Raw genomic sequence first — 21,353 nt, 5'->3', positions numbered from 1 at the left:
TAAGAGATAACCCATGTCCATCGCCCGACACCACAATGAATGGCTCTCATTAGTTGAAGTATCCGGACCATTTTTAAGCCTGCCAGTGCTGATGCGCGTCTTCCCGCAGGGGCTAGATGCGAGCGATCGTGATGGTCTGGCCGAACTGCGACTGGCTTATGAGGAGTGGCTGGATGATCAAAACAGCCTGCGTCCTTCAACTGCCATCCATACGGTATGGGTGCGATATGTGCTAGGACAGGTTCTAGGTATTGATAAAGCCAATCTGCTGGAAGGTCCGGCGGTACCTGCCAACCTGAAGGCATTCATCGCAGAGCAAGGAGAGACGCTGCATCCTGACCTGGTCGTCGCGGATAACGCCCCATCCTCAAAACCGCGCATGCTTGTCCAGATCCACCCCTTCAACCAGGGGCTGGAAAAAACTACGCACGACCACCGGTGGAAAGCATCCCCTGCCATGCGCATGCTTGAACTGCTGCGTGCCACAGGCGTTTCCCTTGGACTGGTGACGAATGGCGAGCAATGGATGCTGGTGCATGCACCCAAAGGCGAAACCAGCGCGTTCATTTCCTGGTATGCGGCGTTGTGGCTTGAAGAGCCGCTCACGCTGCGAGCATTCACCTCTTTACTAGGTGCTCCAAGGTTCTTTTCAGCAGCCGATGAAGATACCCTGGAAGGCATGCTCAAGGACAGCGTCAATGAGCAGCAGGAAGTCACCGACCAGTTGGGTTACCAGGTGCGGCGGGCGGTCGAGGTGCTGATCCGTGCTGTGGATAAGGCTGACCAAGACAGCGGGCGGAAATTGGTACAGAACATTTCGGACGCCAGGCTATATGAGGCGGCGCTGACCGTGATGATGCGTCTGGTATTCCTCTTTTCAGCTGAGGAACGGGATCTGCTTTTACTGGGCGATCCGATCTACGACCAGAACTATGCGGTATCCACCTTGCGCGCCCAGCTCAGGGAAACGGCCGATCAACTGGGCGAAGAGGTGCTGGAACGCCGCTTCGATGCCTGGTGCCGGTTGCTGGCAACCTTTCGAGCGGTGCATGACGGCATCCACCATGACCGATTAACGCTGCCTGCTTACGGGGGCAGCTTGTTCGATCCGGATCATTATCCATTCCTGGAAGGCCGTTCATCAGCTGCGGATGACAACCATGGCATTGTGCTTCCCATATCGAACCGCACCGTTCTACACCTGCTGGAAGCCTTGCAAGTCCTGCGGGTGAAGGTGCCTGGAGGAGGCCCAGCTGAAGCCCGCCGGCTCTCGTTCCGTTCTCTTGATGTGGAGCAGATCGGTCATGTGTATGAAGGTCTGCTGGATCATATCGCCGTCCGCGCAACGGAGCCTGTTCTGGGCTTGAGCGGGACCCGTGACAAGGAACCGGAGATCCCCCTTTCAGTCCTTCTCGCCGAAGAAGCCAAAGGCGAGAAAAACTTCCTCGCTTATCTAAAGGAGCAAACCGGACGCTCAGAGAATGCGCTGCGAAATTTGCTGCATGAAACACCGGAGGTATTTGCCAGCCAGCGTTTGATGATTGCCTGCAACAATGACCAGGGAATCTATGACCGCGTGGTACGGTATGCAGGCCTGATCCGGGAAGATGATTTTGGTTACCCGGTCGTTTTCCTGCCGGGTGGTGTCTATGTGACTGCCGGCGCGACGCGGCGTGCAACGGGAACCCATTACACCCCGCGCAGTTTGACTGAGCCGATCGTGCAGCACACGCTGGAGCCCCTGGTTTATATTGGACCAGCCGAAGGGCTGCCGCGAGAAGAATGGAAATTGCACTCGGCAGCTGAGATCCTCTCTCTGAAAGTTTGTGACATGGCAATGGGTTCGGCAGGATTCCTGGTACAGGTTGACCGGTATCTCGCCGAACGATTGACCGAAGCCTGGGCAATCGCTTGTGAAGGGGGAATCCAGATCACGCCGGAAGGGAAACCATCGAAAGGCGGACTGGGCGAGAAGATCATTCCTAAAGACGACGACGAACGGATGATCCTGGCGCGCCGGCTGGTGGCAGATCGCTGCATTTACGGGGTGGATAAGAACCCACTGGCGGTGGAGATCGCCAAGTTATCCATCTGGCTGACCACCATGGACAGAGGTCGACCGTTCACCTTTCTCGACCATGCCTTGAAATGTGGGGATTCGCTGGTGGGGGCAAGTGCGGATGATTACCTGCGTTGGGCGCATGGATGGCGTGAGCCAGCTGCAACGCTCTTTGATGCACAGTTGGAATCCGACCTGGAAACGGCTCGTAAAAAGCGGCTTCTGCTTGAACAGTTTGAAGTGGTGGATGTACGCGATATTGAGCACAAAGCGGAATTACTCCTAGAAGCCGACGCCGCCATGGCGCACATCAAGCGCGGCTGTGACCTGTTGATGGGTGCGCGGTTGTTGGGCTTGAGCGACCGCGAGATTGAAGAATTGCAATTGAGTTTGTTGTTCCCCTACATGGCGGGCGAATTAGATGGTGAAGTCAATGCGGGAAAACGCCCAGATGCTGCTCGTACCTTGGCAATTGCTAAAAAAGAAAGGGTTTTTCATTGGGAGTTTGAGTTCCCTGAAGTATTTGAGAGGGGTGGGTTTAGTGCATTTATAGGAAATCCACCATTTTTAGGTGGAACACGTATTAGCACCGAACTTGGGACAAATTATTTGATTGGATTAAAGAGCCTATATCCTACCTTTGGCAATCGAGCTGATTTGTGTTCATTATTCTTTTTGAGTTCATTTGAGAAAATGCGTATCAAAGGTTGTATGGGATTAATAGCAACTAACACAATATCCCAAGGGGACTCAAGGGTTACTGGATTAGATGCTATTGTTAATAAAGGTGGAGATATTTACACGGCAATCTCTTCAATTCCATGGGTTGGAACAGCCAGTGTTTTTGTAAGTGTTATACACATTACAAAGCAACAGTTTAGCGGAAAAAAATATTTGAACAACTCTGAAGTGGAACAGATTTCTCCCAAGCTCGATAGTGACATTTTTGGTGGTGATCCGAAAACATTATCTGAGAATGATAGTAAATGTTTTACGGGTTCAAAATTAGATGGAATCGGTTTCGCTGTTGGTATTGATGAAGCAAAAGAATTAATCAAAAATGACCCCCAAAACCAAGATGTTCTCTTTCCTTACCTGAATGGCGATGATTTGAATTCTAGCCCTGACCAAAGTCCAACTCGTTGGGTAATTTACTTTAGGGATTGGAGTTTGAGTGAAGCCGAACGATATCCATTATGTTTGCAAATAGTTCGTGAGCGTGTATATCCAGAAAGGCAGCACCATAAAGAAAAAAGAACAAAAGAAAACTGGTGGTTATTTCAGAGAACCAGACCTGAACTTTATAGAACGATTTCATCGCTTAAACGTGTTTTAATAATTGCTCAAACAAGCAAAACCGTTGCGTTTTCCTTTGTTCCTGTAGATTGGATCTATAACCAAAAAATAGTTTTGTTTGCATATGATGATGCGAATAAATTTGCTGTGATGCAATCGGCTTTTCATAATGCCTGGGTCTGGAAATACAGTTCCACACTTGGAGAAGGCTTAAGTTATGCACCAACTGATTGTTTTCAAAATTTTCCTTTCCCAAAAAACAACATCATAACTTTGGATGAAATTGGCGAAACCTATCACGAACATCGTCGCAAAATTATGCTAGCGCGTATGGAGGGGCTGACGCCCACGTATAACCGCTTCCACAACCCGAAAGAAAGCGCTGAAGATATTGTCCGCCTACGGGAGTTGCATGTTGAGATGGATCAGGCGGTTGCTAGCGCGTATGGATGGGGCGATCTCGATTTGGGGCACGGCTTCCATGAGACAGCGCAGGGAGTGCGGTTTACGATCAGCGAGGCAGCAAGAAGAGAAGTGTTGGCGAGGCTGCTAAAGTTGAATCATGAGAGGTATGAGGAAGAGATCAAGGCAGGACTGCACGAGGAGAAGAAGGCTAAGGAGAAAGGGAAGAAAGGTGGAAAAAAGGTAGCGGAAGAGAAGGGGCAATATGAACTTTTCTAGGAAGATGTGATTGATGACAAGAGACACTGTTCCAGAAGTTTTCATCATCGAATCTTTGCGGGCTGAAGATGTTGCTCAGAAACGTAAGGAAGGTGATCTGATTGCCCGGATTTTAAGAATGGGTGGAAGAAAGCCAATTTATAAGTATGTGGCCACTCGTAACGAATTTGGCGAGGCATTGCAGATATTTGTGAACAAGAAATATCGATATTTGCATATATCTTCCCATGGAGGAAAAGAACTGTTTGAATTTCAATTTGGTGAAATGGCCATTGGTGAATTCCAGCATTTTGTTCAAGGTAAATTAGGGGAAAAGCGCGTATTTGTGTCGGCCTGCGAGGTTGTGAATCATAAGAACCACGAGTTAGCCAATGCAGTATTAAGGAACTCGGGCTGTTATTCGCTTGTTGGTTCAGCCGATCCTATTGATTTTGATGCAGCTGCCATTTTCTGGTCGAATTTTTATTATCTTGCTTATCACGTACGCGAAGAAAACGAAAGCATGAGCATGAAAAAGGCTCTTATTCGTAACCTATTGAAAAGATTGACCAGCCTATACCATCTAAAATTGAATTACTACTTCAACAATAATAGTGAGATTGAGTTAGAGAGGTTCGTAAATGGCAGAAAAAAGAATTTGTGATTTTTTTTTTCGGAGGCAAGAATGATTGTCACACCATGGACCAATGGATCCCCTCTCCCCTCCGGCGCCGGATACGGCGTCAAAATTAACGTCGATGATCGCAACCGTTATTTCCAAAAGGAATGGCAAACAGTGTTCGTCTACCTCGATGGGCAACCTGACCCGGTAGAGATCAATGTTGCCAAGAAATCCTTCTGGACGAAAACCTGCGGCGAGTTGATCAGTGCTGAGATCGGACGGTGGATGATCAAGAATAGCTTGGCTCCATGGTATGCAAACAACCCGCCGAAATTAATCTTGGAACTGATTGAGAACAACAGGTTTTTACTGAAGAAAAAATAGCTAAAAGCAAAATGGGTTGGAAGCTAAAGTCCAAGTCAATGAATGTGCAGATGGAGTTGTTGTAGATGGCACTTGAAACGCTTATTAAGGCGATTGATTTAGTTGGCTGGGCAGATCGTCTTGATGCCCGCAGTCGTTTGCCACTCTTATTACGGAGATTAATTCACGCGACAATAGATCGAATTCAACGCATTGGCTTCCCGGCGGAAGAAGGCATACAAGTTCCAGGCTATGATGGTTTCCTTATCGTGGAAAATGGTAACGCATTTGTTCCTGATGGTTGTTCTGTTTGGGAAATGGGAGTCGATAGAGACATCAAAGGAAAAGCGGATGGCGATTACGAAAAAAGACGAAATGAACCTCTTGATGTTGACCCTGCAACCACTTCTTTTGTTTTTGTAACCCCGCGCCGCTGGAATAAAAAAGCAGATTGGGTCGAGGAAAAGAAGAAGGATGGCTTTTGGCGCGATGTCCGTGCTTATGATGCAGATGATTTGGAACAATGGATGGAACTAGCCCCTTCTGCTCATATTTGGGCTTCCGCCCTGCTTGGCAAGCACCCTAAAAATGTAGAAGATTTAGATGCGTTTTGGGAAAATTGGTCAAGCGCTACTCAGCCCATATTAAGTCCTAAAGTATTGACATCCGGGCGAGATGATGCAATAAGTGAAGTAGATCGCTGGCTTTCCTCAAACGCAACGATTTTCACGCTTAAGTCTGATACGCGGGAAGAAGCCATCTCATTTCTTGCAGCAACTATTAAGCAAAAACCCAGTGAAGAACGCATTATATGGTTATCAAGGATTATATTGGTCAATGACCTAGAAAGTTTCACTCAGTTAAGTGTTTCCGAAAGAAAACTTATCCTTGTACCGAGATTTAATGCCGGGAACACCATTGAGCGCGCTGTCCAAGGCGGACATTCGGTCCTGGTTCCCTTTGGAAAAGGCGAGAGTTCTCTGCAAACCGCCTTCGAATTACCCAGACAACACATTTTTCAACTAAAAGAAGCCCTGGTGGAATTGGGACTTCCAGAAGAGCGTGCGCTATCCTTGGCTAGGATAGCCAGGCTTAGTCTTATGGCGTTTCGCCGTAAACTTGCCACTCACCCAGAATTGCTTGAGCCAGAATGGTCACGACCAGAAAATGCCAGAGAAATCATTCCCGCCTTGCTTCTAGGACAATGGAGCGATGTGAAGGAAGGCGATCGCTCCGCGATTGAAAAACTTGCAAACCTCCCCTATAAAGATTACATCGCCAAACTTGTAAGGTGGTCAAATGAGTCTGACCCACCAGTGCGGCTGGTTGGTGGTATTTGGATATTAAATTCGAAAGAAGATGCCTGGGGATTGCTTTCAAGGTATATCAGCTATGACGATTTACAAAGATTTGAAGAGTTAACGCTTTGTATCCTCGGCGAAATCAATCCAAGTTTAGATATGCCAATAAACGAAAGGTGGAGTGCCGCTATTCATGGAAAAGCCCTCTCGTTTTCCGATAATCTGCGGGAAGGAATAACGGATACACTTGCAATTGCTGGAGCACGAAGTGCAGTTACGAATTGGGGACACTCAACTTCGCCGCAAGAATATGTGGATAGAGTCGTTTATAAGTTGTTTACTGATGCCGGTGGAAATTGGAAAATATGGTCTTCGCTATCGCCAGTCCTGCGACTGCTTGCAGAGGCTTCTCCAAATCAATTTTTAGATGCTGCCGATAAAGCCGTAAGTGGTTCTAGCCCTACTCTTGCAAACATTTTTGAAGAACCTGAAAGCCCGATGTTTTATGGCGCAACTTACCCAGGTTTACTGTCAGCGCTAGAATTGTTGGCTTGGAGTCCAGAGCATATAGCTCGTTCAGCTCTTATACTGGCAGCGCTAGACAGGCTGGACCCCGGAGGAAGATTGGGAAATCGTCCTTCTAATAGTTTGAAGGATATATTTCTTATTTGGCTTCCTCAAACAAGCGCGTCGCTCGAACAGCGTCTCCGGGTTTTGGATATGTTGCGAAAGAGGGAAGGTGTTGTTGCTTGGAAATTGATGTCCAATTTACTTCCTGAACCTCACGCAGTCTCGATGGGAATGCCGTCTCCGCGCTACCGTGACTGGGTTCCCGATGAACGACCTTCAGTTACATGGGGAGAAATATGGACTGCAACCCATGAAATAGTAAATAGAATGCATGAAGATGTAGGCTACGACGGAAAACAATGGAAGTCTCTAATTGAAAGTATTGGTCATCTGCGCAAGGAAGATGCGGAAAATGTTATTCTTCACATTGAGCATATTGATCAAAAATTCTTAGGGCTTCAAGATCAGGTTGCTATCTGGGCAGCCTTGCGTAGCCTTGTTGCCAAGCACAAACAATTTTCAAAGGCGCAATGGGCATTACCATCTGAAGTTGTAGATAGACTTAATCAAATCTACGAATGGTTAACGCCTGTAGACCTTATAGCCCGTTATGCATGGCTATTTAGTAATCACGTAGAACTAATCGGAGATTTTGACCGAGATTGGAAGTCTCGTGAGGCCGCAATCACAAAAGAAAGAATCGAGGCAGTAAAAGTAGTCTTGGAAACGGGCGGAATTTCGTTATTAATTGAAATGATGGAGAAAGTTGAAAACCCTTATTATTTTGGAGTATCTGCAGGACAATCTGAAGTTGCTGAGCAAAACGAAGATGCTCTTTTGAGTTTGTTGAATAGCGAGCATAATTTCCAAAAGTTGTTTCTGACTGGATTTATCGTGATGCGCGAAAAAATGTTGGGGTGGGACTGGATTATAAAAAAGACCAGTACACCCGTCTTCCGGAGCTGCACTCCCGAGCAACAAGCAGAGTTTTTTATATGTCTGTCGCCTAAAACGCAGACATGGAAATTTGTAGAAACGTTCGGGGAAAGGGTTGGTGAAAGGTATTGGATGACGCTACGCCCAAACCCGTTTGAGATAGACGATCTAAGGATGGCTATCCAGAAACTGCTTGAGAATAAGCGCCCGCATGTTGCTCTGGATATCGTTACTATGCATATTGACAAAATAGGCTCTGTCATTTCTGCAACATCAACCATGGATGCGCTTGAGATGGCAATTAGAACAAAGCCCGAATATGATGGCGAATGGAGAGTGTTTGATCATATTGATGAGCTATTTGAAGCCATTGAACGCACAGGGGAAATTGACGAATCGCGGCTTGCCTATTTGGAATTTGCCCTGATCCGAGTGCTAACCAATCGTGGCGGAAGAGGTCCCAAATTCCTCAACAAAGAACTTTCACTGAACCCCGCATTTTTTATTGAAGTATTATGTCTAGCGTATTGCGCTGAAGGTGAAGATAAGCGGGAGCTTTCAGAAGATGAAAGTGCCAGGGCCATATCGTGCTATGAGTTGCTTCACGGATGGAATTTGATTCCTGGAATGGAGAATAACGGATCAATCAATTCGGTTGCCTTGAATGATTGGGTTCAGAAGGTCAGAGAACTTTCGGCTCAGCATAAAAGAGTGAAGGTGTCTGACCTTGCGATCGGGCAGGTATTTAGCCATTCTCCAAAGGAATCCGATGGAACGTGGCCCGCTATCCCTATTCGTGATTTGATGGAATCTATAAACAGCGATGAAATAAATCGCGGTTTCATGATGGGCGTTAGCAACAATCGGGGCGTAACCTCAAGAGGCTTGTTGGATGGGGGTACCCAAGAAAGGGAGCTAGCAGATCAGTACAAACAGTACGCCGATGCAATTCGTACCAATTGGCCACGAACTGCTGCTGTTTTAGATAAACTTACCGGAGAGTATTTATCTTATGCTCGCCACGAGGATGTTCGCGCACAACTAGAAGAAGATTCTTGGTGACACAAGATTTCATAGGAAGAGCAAAAGTATACAATTATTTCTGTTTACGCAAATGAAAATGCCAATTTTATCCTTCGGCCATGTTATGGCCAATGAAAAGAATTCATGAGTAGCTAATATGCCAGAATCCTTACAACCTCCCAGCGCTAATCAAATCCGCCAAGAATTGGAGGATCTCATCCTGCATGATCTGCTTGGTCCGGCCGGCGGAGACGAGGAAATTGTCGATGAAGCCTATGTGCGAGATCGATACATCCTCGGGTTATTGGCCCCTCGAGGCCAAAGCGTAATTCCAGAGGAGGAAGAGGATCTGGCGGTAACCGACGACGATGGTGAAGAGGGTGTGGTAGAACAACCCACGATTCGAAACTCTACTCTGCTTCCTTCCTCCATGGGGTTAACCTTCACCTTGGATGCATCGGCTACAGCCATCCAAATCCACGCTTCATGGGGTCGATATGAAAAATATTCAAGCGAAGAATTAGGATTGGAGCTTGAGAAGCCACGGATGGTGTGGAAACGCATCCCGGTAACTGCATCATCAAAGCCAATTGCGCTGAAACCTGGACGCATGCCACGCTGGGTGCCTAATCCTAACTTCAGCGATGTTTATGTGGATGGTTTGCTTCGTCAGCGCAATGGGGAGTGGGTAATTACACTGTTCCTGGTCAATGCACAGGAAGAGCCCAAGAAATTGCGTGATACTGCCTGGTTATTCCAACCCGAGTTGCGTGTCAGCGCGCCGGACAGCTCAGCCATCTTCCGCCGTCGACGGAACCAGCATAATGCTCATGCCGACGAAGAAGAAGTTGCAATGGGCATGCTTTACCGGGAACAGGTGGAATTTGCTGTTGGCCATGGGGTGGCAGTTCATGCCGAATTAGCGCCCGGATCATTTGATCAGGCCATATCGCTAAAAACCGTTGTAGCTCCTTTATTTGAACTGCCCCGCGTGACACCTCCAACAAGCATGGAGATCCCTGGGTTACGGGGACTGGTCTTGGATATGAAAGGTTTATCTGGATTAGGCGACAATGAGCTTGAGAAGGCTTTAGCTCCTCTTGTTTCCGCCTATTCGGATTGGATAAAAGACCTAGAAGCTCAGTTGAAACAAGGTTCGAGAGGCATCGGGCCCTATGCTGACATTGCGCAGCAAACTATTGATATCTGTTGGCAGAATCTCAAGCGCATCCAAGCAGGAATTGATTTATTGGCCTCGAATCATCAGGCAGCTGAAGCATTTCGATTTGCCAATCGTGCCATGGCTTTGCAGCGTATACATACCCTGCATTCCGAGTCCGTCCGCCGTGAAGAAAATAAAACCATCGAAGAATTGGATGTGGAGACAAACCGGACATGGTATCCATTCCAATTAGCATTTATCTTGTTGAACCTTCCAGGTCTTGCAGACCCGCTTTCTCCAGAACGTAGTCACCCTACTCAGGCCATTGCTGATGTGCTTTGGTTCCCAACTGGTGGTGGTAAAACTGAAGCATATCTTGGTCTGACAGCTTTCACTCTTGCCATGCGTCGTTTGCAAGGAATGGTTGGCGGTTATGATGGTAGCGCCGGAGTGGCTGTTCTAATGCGATACACTCTCAGGCTGCTGACCTTGCAACAGTTTCAACGTGCTGCAGCCCTGATCTGCGCTTGCGAAAGCATCAGAAGGGAAGAACCAACTGTATGGGGGAGTGAACCGTTCCGGATTGGATTATGGGTGGGGGAACGCAGCACTCCTAACTGGAATTCTGCCAGTGATGAAATCGTCAAAGAATATCGAAAGACTGGTTACTTCCGCTCCACAGTAACCGGAGGTCAGGGCTCGCCTCACCAATTAACCAACTGCCCCTGGTGCGGTACACCGATCAACCCTGGCAGCGATATCGTTGTCGAAACTTATAAACATGGGCAATGCCGAACGATTGTGTATTGTCCATCCAACACATGCTTATTCAATCAGAAGAATGCAAAGCGTGAAGGATTGCCAATCCTGGTGGTGGACGAAGAAGTCTACCGTCGGTTACCTTCGTTACTGATCGCTACTGTAGATAAGTTCGCCCAGATGCCCTGGAAGGGCGAAGCGCAAATGCTGTTTGGGCGCGTCAATGGATATTGTTCACGCCACGGATATCGATCACCCGATATTGAAGACAAGAATTCCCACCCGGCGGATAAAACATTTGGACTTCCGGCAGCTTCTACAGAAGAAAAATGTTGTCTTCGCCCTCCCGACTTGATTATTCAGGATGAATTACACCTGATCAATGGGCCACTTGGAACGCTGGTTGGATTATATGAAACCGCTGTAGATAATTTGTGCAGCTGGAATATAGATGGGCATGTTGTCCGTCCGAAGGTGATCGCATCCTCTGCAACTATTCGTAAAGCACCGGCCCAAATAAATAATCTCTACCTTCGCCAGACCAATATTTTTCCTCCCAATGGTTTGCTGATTTCGGATAATTTCTTCTCCCGGCAACGTACGCCTGATGAGAGTAACCCGGGGAGAATGTATTTAGGAATTTGCGCTCCTGGCTCACGATTAAAAGTTGTGATGATCCGTTCATATGTAGCCGCGTTGTCTGCTGCCCAAATGTTGTACGAGAAGTATGGTGGCCTGGTCGATCCATATATGACTCTTGTTGGTTATTTCAATGCTATGCGTGACCTGGGCGGCCTCCGAAGGGTTCTCGATGATGCCATTCGTACCCGTCTGCGGAACATGGGAAGACGCGGGTTGGCCAACCGCAACTTGGATACCTATAGCATTAGCGAGCTGACCTCGCGTATCGGTGCGACCGATATTCCTGAGATTCTTGATCGACTGGGGACGACCTTTGACCCGATCCGGGATGAGGAGCGCAAGAAAAAACGTAAGGCCGGCGAAAAAGTTGCCCCGTCAAAATATCCCATAGACACCTTATTGGCTACGAATATGATCTCTGTTGGGGTAGATGTGCCACGCTTGGGATTGATGGTTGTAGCTGGACAACCCAAATACACTAGCGAATACATCCAGGCAACTTCACGCATCGGCAGACGTTACCCCGGCTTGGTCATAACAGTTTACAACTGGGCGCGGCCCAGAGACTTGAGTCATTATGAGCGTTTTGAGCATTATCATGCAACGCTCTATCAGCAAGTCGAAGCACTCTCCGTCACCCCTTTTTCTCCTCGCGCGATTGACCGTGGAATTTCTGCTTTGTTAGTCTCGTTCCTTCGCCTCTATGGGTTTGACTTCAATGGTAATGAGAGTGCAGCATTATTGGACCGTGAACACCCTACCGTAAAGCTGGCAGTTGATGAAATCAGTCGCAGAGCCGGCCTGGTAACTGGAAATCCAAAAGTCGAACAAGAGGTCCGAGCCGAATTGAACAGTCGGCTCGATCATTGGCTTGCTCGTGCCGCCAAACTTGCTGGCAGTGGTGCTAAGCTGGGTTATAAAGGCGTAGAAGACGGGCGAACATTGGGTTTACTCGAAACCCCCAACAAACAAGTTCGTGATTTATTTACCTGCTTGACATCACTGCGAGATGTTGAACCATCCGTAAATCTTATTTTGAACAACTATGAGATTGAGACTCCTGAGATGACTTCAGGAGCTGACCAAGGACAAAAGGCAGCACAATGACCAAGCCCAATAATATTAAAGTCGGTGAGCTCAATCCATCTCAATTGCTTTATACCTATGGCGTTGGAGCGATTGTTGACTTGCCTCACTTGTCCGCCATTGTTTCTGGTTTGGATGATTGGCCGGTAGAGCCAGAGTTTGTCCGTGAAATCCAAGAGGAGCGTCTCCTCAATGCTATTCGAAGCGATTTGGGTGATCAAGTCCAGCGGTTATTTTCTCTTCCAACCGTTCCGGACCAAGGCGGAAGACCGAATCCTTTTGATAAAGAGGCGCATATCGGCGTTCCCGTGAGTACATTTCCCGAATGGATGGTATGCCCTTCGTGTCAGATCCTGGCTCCTACCCATTCCGATTTGTTTGAACTCAAAGTTGATTATTACCATCCTGACCGAACTCACTATGAGCATGTAAATTGCCAAAGAGCGAATAAGCCCACTGTTCTTCCTGCCCGTTTCCTTGTGTGCTGTGAAAACGGCCATCTTGATGACTTCCCCTGGGTGGAATATGTTCACGATTTTGATGAGACAAAATATGATCATAAAAGCCTGACCTTATCAGAATACGGTCCATCAGGGGAGGCCAGGGATCTTTATGTTGAGTGTAATATCTGCGGAAAGAAACGACAGCTGGCGGAGGCCTTTGGCAGGGAGAACCGTGAAAAGATGCCTATTTGTAAAGGGAGAAGGCCTCACCTCCATGATTATGACCCTGATGGATGCGAGCTTCATGTGCGGGCTATCCTGCTTGGGGCCAGCAATATCTGGTTCCCATTTGTTTTGAACACTATATCTATTCCTACAACAGCAGATAAATTGGATAATCTAGTCGCTGAAAACTGGGGTGAGCTACAGCGGGTGGAAAAGGCAGACGAATTGGCTTATTTGGAGAAATGGGGAAAACTGAAAGCATTTTCAGAATATTCCTTATCTGAAATATGGGATGCATTACAAAAGAGACTGATCATCTCGGCGCCAAACGAAACGCCTGAAGAACGACCAAACCTCTTGCTTCCGGAATGGACCGCGTTCACAACTCCGAGTTTACAGAATCAAACGCCAGACTTTCGGCTAAAACCAGTTGACCCACCACATCTCTATCGGGGGATTTTCTCTCAGGTTGTTCTCGTCGAACGATTACGAGAAGTTCGAGCCTTAGCAGGATTCACGCGAATCGATTCTCCTGGTGAGATGGCGGAAAGTGACGAGGAAGAAATCCAAGTCATCTCTCCAATTTCAAGAAAGAGGCCTTCCTGGATCCCTGCTATTGAAGTTCGTGGGGAAGGTATATTCATTCAATTCAAGGAAGATGAAATTCTCAAATGGCTTGCAAAACCCGTCATAAAGTCCTGGGAAGAAATGTTCTTCCAGGCTCATGTAGAATGGCGACGAAACCGAATGATTAATAATCCAGAAGCAAATTATCCTGGATTGCGATATGTCCTCCTTCACTCTTTCAGTCATGCACTCATGCGCCAGTTCGCCATGGAGTGCGGATATACCCAAGCAAGCATTCGCGAGAGAATATATTCAAACAATCCTGGGCAACCAGGTATTCCGATGGCAGGGATACTCCTTTATACGTCCGCACCAGACTCGGAAGGTACGCTAGGAGGTCTAGTAAGCTTGGGAGAACCTCAAAATCTTGAAAGACATATTGCTGTTGCTTTAGAGGCATGCAGCCTTTGTGCATCCGATCCAACGTGTGCAGAACATATGCCGGGTTATGGTGCATCCACTGTTCATGCGGCAGCCTGTCATTCTTGCCTTTTCTCTCCTGAGACATCCTGCGAAAAGGGGAATCGTTATCTGGATCGTTCGGTTCTAGTCACAACCGTCAATCACGAAGATCACCTTTTTTTTACTCATGAATAAGCCACTTTTAGCCACGTTGATATCCAATTTTGTCAGGACTACACCTTCTGAAACTGTTCAGGAAGTGATAATTGAGATCCAAAAGTGGCAAGATCCCAGTACCATTCAACGAACGAAATTGTTATCGTTGATTCATGGTCCTCAAACAAAAGCGAAGCTTGTGGAATTGCTTGATTGCTGGATTAGCACAAACCCCCAAATGAATTCACAATGCTTTGCGTTTTGTATCAACTCATCTCTGCATACATATCAAACATCTTGTATTTCCCCTGTTGAACTTATTTGGACTGGACCCGAAGATGTTCCAACAAGTTTTCGTAGAACAGATCAAGCCCTCTTAGAATTAATTTCTGAAGCGAAAGAGCAATTGTTAGTTGTCAGCTTCGCTGTATACAAGGCCCAACTAATTATTGATGCTATTGAAAGAGCTATCCTTCATAACGTTAAAGTAACGATATGCTTGGAGGATTCAACCGAGGCCCAAGGGAAAATATCTGTTGCTGGCTCCAAGGCTTTCTCAAGTAGTATGTTTCGATTGGCCAATTTCTATGTCTGGCCATTGGAAAAGCGCCTTCATACTCAAGATGGGAAATTTGGTTCTTTACATGCGAAAATAGCGGTGGCAGACCGAAAGAAAGTATTTATTTCCAGCGCTAACCTAACCGATTTCGCGATGGGGTTGAACATGGAAATGGGCGTGTTGATTGATGATGGGGGAATTGGTGAGCAAATTACTAGATTATTCGATGCCATGATTCTAAATTCAACGCTAAAGAAATATCAGGTGTAATGATATGGCTGCTTGTGCTGTGGTGAAAACAATACTGGTTGAAAAAACCTTGACATTTTAGAACGTTAGTGCTATCTTTAACTGGCCGGTCATCCGGCCACAATTGAATAACCCCCTTCGTTAGCCAGACACGCCACATTCGTTCGCAGCATTTCCTGCCGGACAAAGTGGCGTTTTGCGTTTAATTCCCATTTCACAGAAGGAGAAGAACCATGATCAACCAGGTTAATTTCGAAGGATATCTCGCCCGTTCCTGGGAACACCGGGATTTGCGCTACATGCGCCTGGCCAACCACCGTCTCGGAGAGGATGGCAAGACCTCTTCGGACTACGTGACGGTCCAGATCGATCCGTCCCTGGACTTTGACCCCCGTCACATCAAGATCGGCCGGCTCCTGAGTGTCTCCGGCCGCATCATCGGGCGCGACATCGTCGAGCCGCTTAAGATGGTGGTTGCCAAGTCTCACGACGGTGTCGAGTTGCCCGGTGAGCTGAGCACCCTGGTCATCCGCCGGCCCACGGCCCAAATTCTGGCAACCGGCGTAAAGCTGCTCTCCGGAATCAAGAGCCCCAAGGCGAAGCCTGACCAGAAGGGTAAGCCGGCCAAGAAGAAACCCGAACTTCCGGCAGTACCCATCCAGGCCGGCGTCGATCTGGCCGATCTGACAGCCGACCGCTAACCAACCCCCGGCCTCCAGGCCGTTCCTCCTAAGCCCCGCATTCAGCGGGAAACCTGCACGCGAGAAGCATTTGAGCCCAAGCATGGGCTGCTTCTCGTGTGCTTTTTTGTACCTTGAAAAACCGGCACTCCTGTGAAAGCAGGGCTGCTCCATACCTGTTACAGAACTCCTTTTTGGGGGGATCTCCTCCGTCCCCCGAATTGAAACACCGGCAGGCGACATGTCTGCCGGCATGCAATCATCCCCGTTCATTTGTTAATCACGCTCATGTTGAGCGCTGATACACGTACATCCCAAATCGGGAATATCCGTCAGCAGCAATTCCACCATAGGAGAAGGAGGAAAATGCAAAGATTTGACATCCCTTTCGAGCATCAGAAAAGGCAGCAGTCTGCCGAAGAGGCAGTGGCCCAAGGATTATGGGAATTCCTTCCGGCAGCAGGTGGCTGGCAAGTCAGAACACCACGTGACACCTACGTGATCCGCCTCTTCGAAGACGGCTCGAAAACTTGCACCTGCCTGGATCACCGGCGATACGGAGCATTTGGGCTGGACTGCAAGCATATCTGCGGGCTTCCGCTCTGGAATCCCCAGGAAGCCACTGCGCCCGCTTCAACTCAACCCACAGAAAAAGGAGTAAATCGTATGACCACAGAAAACCTTGTTCGTGAATGCGGCTGGGTGAAGCTCTTTCACCCCTCGAGCGCCCAGGTGACCATCCCGCTTTCCTTGGAGAAACCCATCCTCGTGGCCGAAGCCCAGGCCTTGATGGCCTCGGTAACCAGCCTGCTGCAGGCGGGTTTCTCGGTCGAGATGCCCTGTCTGGAGGACGGGGAGCACGAGGAAGAGATCGGCTTCGTTGTCCGCCGCGCCAAAGTCAACTCGGACGAATCCGAAACGCCGGTGGTTGACCTGTACCCCGTCAACGCCAATTTTCGCCGGGTGGCCAAATACCTGAACGAAGAGACTGACGTCCGTGAGTTTGAAGCGGCTTGCAGTCTGAGCCTCCAGACCATGCCATTGTACGAGGGCGACAACACCATCGAACGCGGGAAGAACCCTAAGCTGGACAAGTACGTGGTTGCACTGAAGCGGCCCGTCAAGATCGTCTGGAAGTTCAACCCGCGCTACGAGGGCGAAAACGATAAGAAAAACCCCAAGCGTATGTTTGTGCGCTGGGTCAACGGCGCCCCCGCTCCGGATGGCAATGTTGTCCTTTCGCCGTCTATGTGGCTGTCTTTGGAAGATGCCATGGCCGTTCCCTGCCCGATGGGGTCGAAGAGCCATCCCGAATACAAGGGCATGACCCTCGACCAGGTGGCCAAGACCGAAGATGGGCGCAAGGTGCTCGAATACCTCGCCGGCGATACCTACCGTCCGAACGGCGATAAAAACGGCCAGAAGGCTAAGGCAGCTGCCACGATCCTCCTGGCTTCGCTTCAACCCGCCTGACCTGGAAAGATGATGCCCTATGAACGAAGTCAAAAGCAACCGCCAGATCTGGGGCAAGGACTTCCCGATCAACGGCGAATGGGATGCTGGCGCCACTCCGCCCCTGCTGACCACCATTCCGGGGGGCCGCTGGACGATCCGACGGGAGTCGGAGCACTTCATCGTTGTTTTCCACCGCTTTACGGAAGGGGAGGAAATCCTTCTTGAAACGTTTCCTCCTACAGAGCAAGGCGAAGTGGATGCCAAGACCTTTGCGATCACCGCACGTGATCACCTTCAAATTCACCCACAGATAAAGGAGTAATGAGTTATGTCTCACCAAAAGTGCGAAATCATCGGCCGCCTGGGAACTGATCCGGAGATGCGCTATTCACCCTCCGGCCAGCCAGTCACCAATTTCCCGGTCGCCACTAACCGCAAGTACAAGAATGCGGCCGGCCAGACCGTGAAAGAAACGACCTGGTTCAAGGTGAGCGCCTGGGGCAAGATGGCGGAGGCGTGCAACAGTTACCTCCACAAGGGCAGCCTGGTGTACGTTGAAGGCCGCCTAATCGCCGACCCTTCCACAGGCAGCCCCCGCATCTGGGACCGCCAGGACGGCACGCCGGCTGCATCCTTCGAACTCCACGCAGACACGGTGGACTTCCTGGACTCTAAGAACGGCGACGCGAACGGGCACGCCGAACAGTTGGCTCCCGCGTCCAGTGAGAACGAGATCCCGTTCTAGGAAGGAAGTCTCTCCTATGTAAAAACCAGTGCCGCCCCTCTCGGAGCGGCACTGGTGTGGCATCTTTCCTGAAAACTTCTTACTTCCGCACTTTCGATGAATATGTCGCAAGGACGCTTGCGATCATATTTTGCTTGAGTTGCGACAGACCTGCTTGAAACACGATATTTCCATGGTATTCATTCCCATCTACTGGACATCTCTCGTACGAAATCATGTTCTTGGTCGCTTCGTTATCTATGATACGTTGAATTTCAACTAATGGTAGTCGAACTATTCCGAAAGGAAAACTCTTCTTCCCAGATTCTTGCGTATTCAAAGTAAATTCTATAACCGAATCAGTATCTTCCCAATTAATAGATGTTTCGTAGCCTTTATCTTCGCGAGTGTGTTGAGTACGCGTGTCAGGGAGGTAACCCTTCAGGGTAATAGTGTTATCGTACTCAGTGTAGTGATCCTTATCTCTTAAGCCACGAAGACAGTGATCCGGAAAATCCATAATTACTTCCCAAAAATCAGAACCAAAAGCGATCGAATAATATTTTGTTTGCTCAAGCCGTTGAAATTTCCCAAATATCTTACTTCTCCTGCAGTTGAATCAGATATTAGGTAATATCCGGATTCACCTGGTTTTGGATCAAAATTAAATCCAATCCGAAAATGCCCTAAAATCCATTCAAGGGCAATGGAACCATTTTCAAGCTGGAACGCCTTAATTTCAGGTATATTTTGAATATCAAAATATTGGATGTTTAAATTAATTGCTTCGAGGATTGAATTCACTTCCTTTACAAGCTCAGTGTTTTCAATAGATGATAGTAGGCGACTAACATCAACTGAGATATTATCTCTGACTGTATTATTCCAAGACGACACAAATTTCCTGATCTGCAAAGGAACCAAGAATTGAGAAAAAGCTAATGATTCTTTAAACGGGTATTGTGTAGCTGATCCCGTTATATTTCTTCTATATAATTCAGCCCAGGATTCGTTTTCTTTTACAAAATTTACTGTACCTGTTGATAGATTGTTATCGAAATAGTCGGCTAACTCATATAGACCGGGAATCCTATAGGAGATTTGTCTTGTGGTTTCTTGATCTTTTGGAATCATATCTTTTCTGGTTCCATGGCAGCATGCAACTTAGGAGTAATGCACCATTGGATAAGGCGGGATGCTTGCGAATTGAAAAAGTTTAGTTTTTCCATAGACTTATCAACCTCAACTTTATTAAGGGAGAAAAAGTCACTGTCAATAATAAAATTGTCTTCCTTGTTGCTTTGATCATGAAATATTCCGGAAGAGATTCTTACAATACTTTCATCATCCAATTCAATTTCAGAAATGTGATTGGTATTATGGATGGCTTCCCGCAGTCCCGGTGCAGTTAATAGCCCTAACATATAGGGTTGAAGTAGCTCAGTCCATGGAGATTCTTGTAGTCCTAGAAACGACCTTCTAATCATGTCACGATAACGAAGTCCGATTCGTGTAAAAAAGGGCGGTCGATATATGTCAATAAAGGGTTGATATGCAATTCTCAAATGGGCAAAGAACTCTTCCCACCTCGAATAATCTATTGTTGACAATGATAAAAAGCTATTTGTAAGGTTAACTTTCCACTTTTCATCACTGGACAGGAATTCATAGTTCTTATTTTTAATGGTGGTCGGTGGAAGATTTACAATATCTGGTAATTTCATGGTTGGATCATCAGTAACTTTGACCTGGATTTCCACATTTTGGTTAAATAATGGGTAATCTCCCCTTATTGCCTCCTGGAATTTAGTTGGTAATTCAGACTCAATAGATAATATTGGAGGAAAGCGCAGTTGGCATATAACTTCAATTAGAGGATTTTTGTGGTACACAACCCTTTCTGTCTCTGGAAATTGCATAATATCACCTTGCCTTCCTAAGGAAATAATAGCTCACAAAAATAAGAAATCCATTGGAACACTTACAAAATGCAACTGACAGTATATAGGATAACAAAAAATAGTACAAGCACAATTAGTATTATGCTTCAGGCCATGGAAAATCACCACAGCTAATACCCGAAATATTTACCCGATATCCTATGGAATAGTCCTCGTTTGTTTTGTTCAAGATAGATGGCCAGGAAATTTGACCAGTAGATTTCACAAATCTTTTTCAAGTTTTCATTGCCATCTATATCATTCTTCGTGGGTAAAAACATATTCTTCGGTTGTAAGTAGGCGATTTCGAATACTCGAATAATATCTGACACTTGGTTTTCAGACAAATCCTCGTCAGATGCCCCTTGCCGACTGTATTGTGCAATATATCGCATGATCGCATCCAATGCACTTACCAAGACTGCCTCGAGAGAAATCAGGCCTTCATATCGCTTGAGTAATTCCCGGTTGTAACTCAAAACGAAACTAATCCTGAGAGCTGCTTGTTTTTGAATCCCCATATCAACCTTTACAGAATGCGAGGGATCATCCTCGAGCTGGCTGAGTAGGGATTGCATCATCTTGACGCTATCTTCCAGGCTGGTTCCTTTTACATTAGAAGGATATTGAGGGTGAAATTCAACATCCTGGTAGAAAGTCCTTAGGTCCAGGAACAAATCAAGAAGTCTATGAAGCAAACGTTTTTGGTCGAACGGTTCTTTTTCAATATGGGGGGACAACACTTCTTCGGCAATGTAAAATAACTCCACGAAGCTATGACTTAAATATTCAGGAACACCTTCGATGGCCTGCAACCCTAATTGATTTGCGGGAGTTTGAACTGCAGAGAAGAAGGCCCTTACGTACTTACCCGGAACAGTTGAGTTGTGCCAATAAAGAAATCTTGACATGAAAGCAGTTCTACCAATTAAAATCCCATAATTTATTTTCCCGAGTTCGCTACGTTTGGGGAGATCAAGAATCTGATACCAGTTTCCGGCTACTCTCCTGGCAACATTCCAATATGATACGCCATCCGTCCAAACAGCATATTCTGCCCCTAACCTCTCAGCATAGCCCTTCACTTGGCTCGCTGAATCATCTTTTCGGTTTTTTCTTTTGCATTCAATAACAGCTATATTGTTATTATCGACTTTGATGACAATATCAGCCTTTTTGGGCTTTGACCCGATCCTGACACTTACTTCAGTTCGTAATTCTATGATCCTGTATCCATATCGCGAGAGAAGTTCATATAAAGCCCATTGCCTTACTTCTTCTTCAGGATTCTCTTTTTGAGGATTGAAAATATAGGCGTTGATGGGGACTGTGTAAAAATCCTTTTCCATATCTATTTCCTTATACGATTGACCGAATTTCGACTCTACTTATTCAAGACAATCGTTATTCTTGA

15 protein-coding genes are annotated in these 21,353 nt (G+C 47.1%); 11 read left to right on the top strand and 4 right to left on the bottom strand.

Going from position 1 to position 21,353, the window contains the following annotated elements; genetic code table 11:
• Positions 1-13 precede the first annotated feature (13 nt).
• The 11 genes from C3F13_02910 (at position 14) to C3F13_02860 (ending at position 18,020) form a co-directional block, all read left to right on the top strand.
• The gene (locus tag C3F13_02910; GenBank protein PWB56029.1) at positions 14-4,036 is read left to right on the top strand and encodes a restriction endonuclease; all 4,023 of its coding nucleotides are present in this window, start codon (positions 14-16) and stop codon (positions 4,034-4,036) included.
• Between the two features lie 13 nt (positions 4,037-4,049).
• Positions 4,050-4,679 (top strand): hypothetical protein, encoded by a 630-nt coding sequence (locus C3F13_02905; GenBank protein PWB56028.1) that lies wholly within the window; start codon positions 4,050-4,052, stop codon positions 4,677-4,679.
• A gap of 21 nt (positions 4,680-4,700) precedes the next feature.
• Positions 4,701-5,021 carry a hypothetical protein gene (locus tag C3F13_02900; GenBank protein PWB56027.1) on the top strand — a complete coding sequence of 107 codons (321 nt, stop codon included), beginning with the start codon at positions 4,701-4,703 and terminating at the stop codon, positions 5,019-5,021.
• A 65-nt stretch (positions 5,022-5,086) separates the two neighbouring features.
• Positions 5,087-8,869, top strand: a complete 3,783-nt coding sequence (locus C3F13_02895; protein ID PWB56026.1) for a hypothetical protein — start codon at positions 5,087-5,089, stop codon at positions 8,867-8,869.
• Between the two features lie 118 nt (positions 8,870-8,987).
• A complete protein-coding gene (locus C3F13_02890; protein ID PWB56025.1) occupies positions 8,988-12,500 on the top strand; it encodes a helicase in 3,513 nt (1,170 codons plus the stop codon).
• Positions 12,497-14,371, top strand: a complete 1,875-nt coding sequence (locus C3F13_02885; GenBank protein PWB56024.1) for a hypothetical protein — start codon at positions 12,497-12,499, stop codon at positions 14,369-14,371. Before C3F13_02890 ends, C3F13_02885 begins: the two co-directional genes overlap by 4 nt.
• Positions 14,364-15,161 carry a hypothetical protein gene (locus C3F13_02880; protein PWB56023.1) on the top strand — a complete coding sequence of 266 codons (798 nt, stop codon included), beginning with the start codon at positions 14,364-14,366 and terminating at the stop codon, positions 15,159-15,161. Before C3F13_02885 ends, C3F13_02880 begins: the two co-directional genes overlap by 8 nt.
• A 212-nt stretch (positions 15,162-15,373) precedes the next feature.
• Positions 15,374-15,841: a hypothetical protein gene (locus C3F13_02875; GenBank protein ID PWB56022.1), complete on the top strand. Its 468-nt coding sequence runs from the start codon at positions 15,374-15,376 to the stop codon at positions 15,839-15,841.
• 345 nt (positions 15,842-16,186) lie between these two features.
• Positions 16,187-17,293 carry a hypothetical protein gene (locus C3F13_02870; protein PWB56021.1) on the top strand — a complete coding sequence of 369 codons (1,107 nt, stop codon included), beginning with the start codon at positions 16,187-16,189 and terminating at the stop codon, positions 17,291-17,293.
• Between the two features lie 19 nt (positions 17,294-17,312).
• On the top strand, positions 17,313-17,597 hold the full coding sequence (locus tag C3F13_02865; GenBank protein ID PWB56020.1) for a hypothetical protein: 285 nt from the start codon (positions 17,313-17,315) through the stop codon (positions 17,595-17,597).
• A 6-nt stretch (positions 17,598-17,603) separates the two neighbouring features.
• Positions 17,604-18,020, top strand: a complete 417-nt coding sequence (locus C3F13_02860; protein PWB56019.1) for a single-stranded DNA-binding protein — start codon at positions 17,604-17,606, stop codon at positions 18,018-18,020.
• Between the two features lie 79 nt (positions 18,021-18,099).
• Here C3F13_02860 and C3F13_02855 read toward each other — a convergent pair whose 3' ends face one another.
• The 4 genes from C3F13_02855 to C3F13_02840 form a co-directional block, all read right to left on the bottom strand.
• The gene (locus C3F13_02855; GenBank protein ID PWB56018.1) at positions 18,100-18,519 is read right to left on the bottom strand and encodes a hypothetical protein; all 420 of its coding nucleotides are present in this window, start codon (positions 18,517-18,519) and stop codon (positions 18,100-18,102) included.
• 2 nt (positions 18,520-18,521) lie between these two features.
• Complete coding sequence (locus tag C3F13_02850; GenBank protein PWB56017.1) at positions 18,522-19,133, bottom strand: hypothetical protein; 612 nt, start codon at positions 19,131-19,133, stop codon at positions 18,522-18,524.
• Positions 19,130-19,918, bottom strand: coding sequence for a hypothetical protein (locus C3F13_02845; GenBank protein ID PWB56016.1), 789 nt, complete (start codon positions 19,916-19,918; stop codon positions 19,130-19,132). The genes C3F13_02850 and C3F13_02845 overlap by 4 nt, the downstream gene beginning before the upstream one ends.
• A gap of 152 nt (positions 19,919-20,070) precedes the next feature.
• Positions 20,071-21,288: a hypothetical protein gene (locus C3F13_02840; GenBank protein ID PWB56015.1), complete on the bottom strand. Its 1,218-nt coding sequence runs from the start codon at positions 21,286-21,288 to the stop codon at positions 20,071-20,073.
• Between the last annotated feature and the right edge of the window lie 65 nt (positions 21,289-21,353).

The organism is Anaerolineales bacterium, assembly GCA_003105035.1.
GTDB lineage: Bacteria > Chloroflexota > Anaerolineae > Anaerolineales > UBA4823 > FEB-25.
This window is presented reverse-complemented; position numbering and strand designations above follow the sequence as displayed.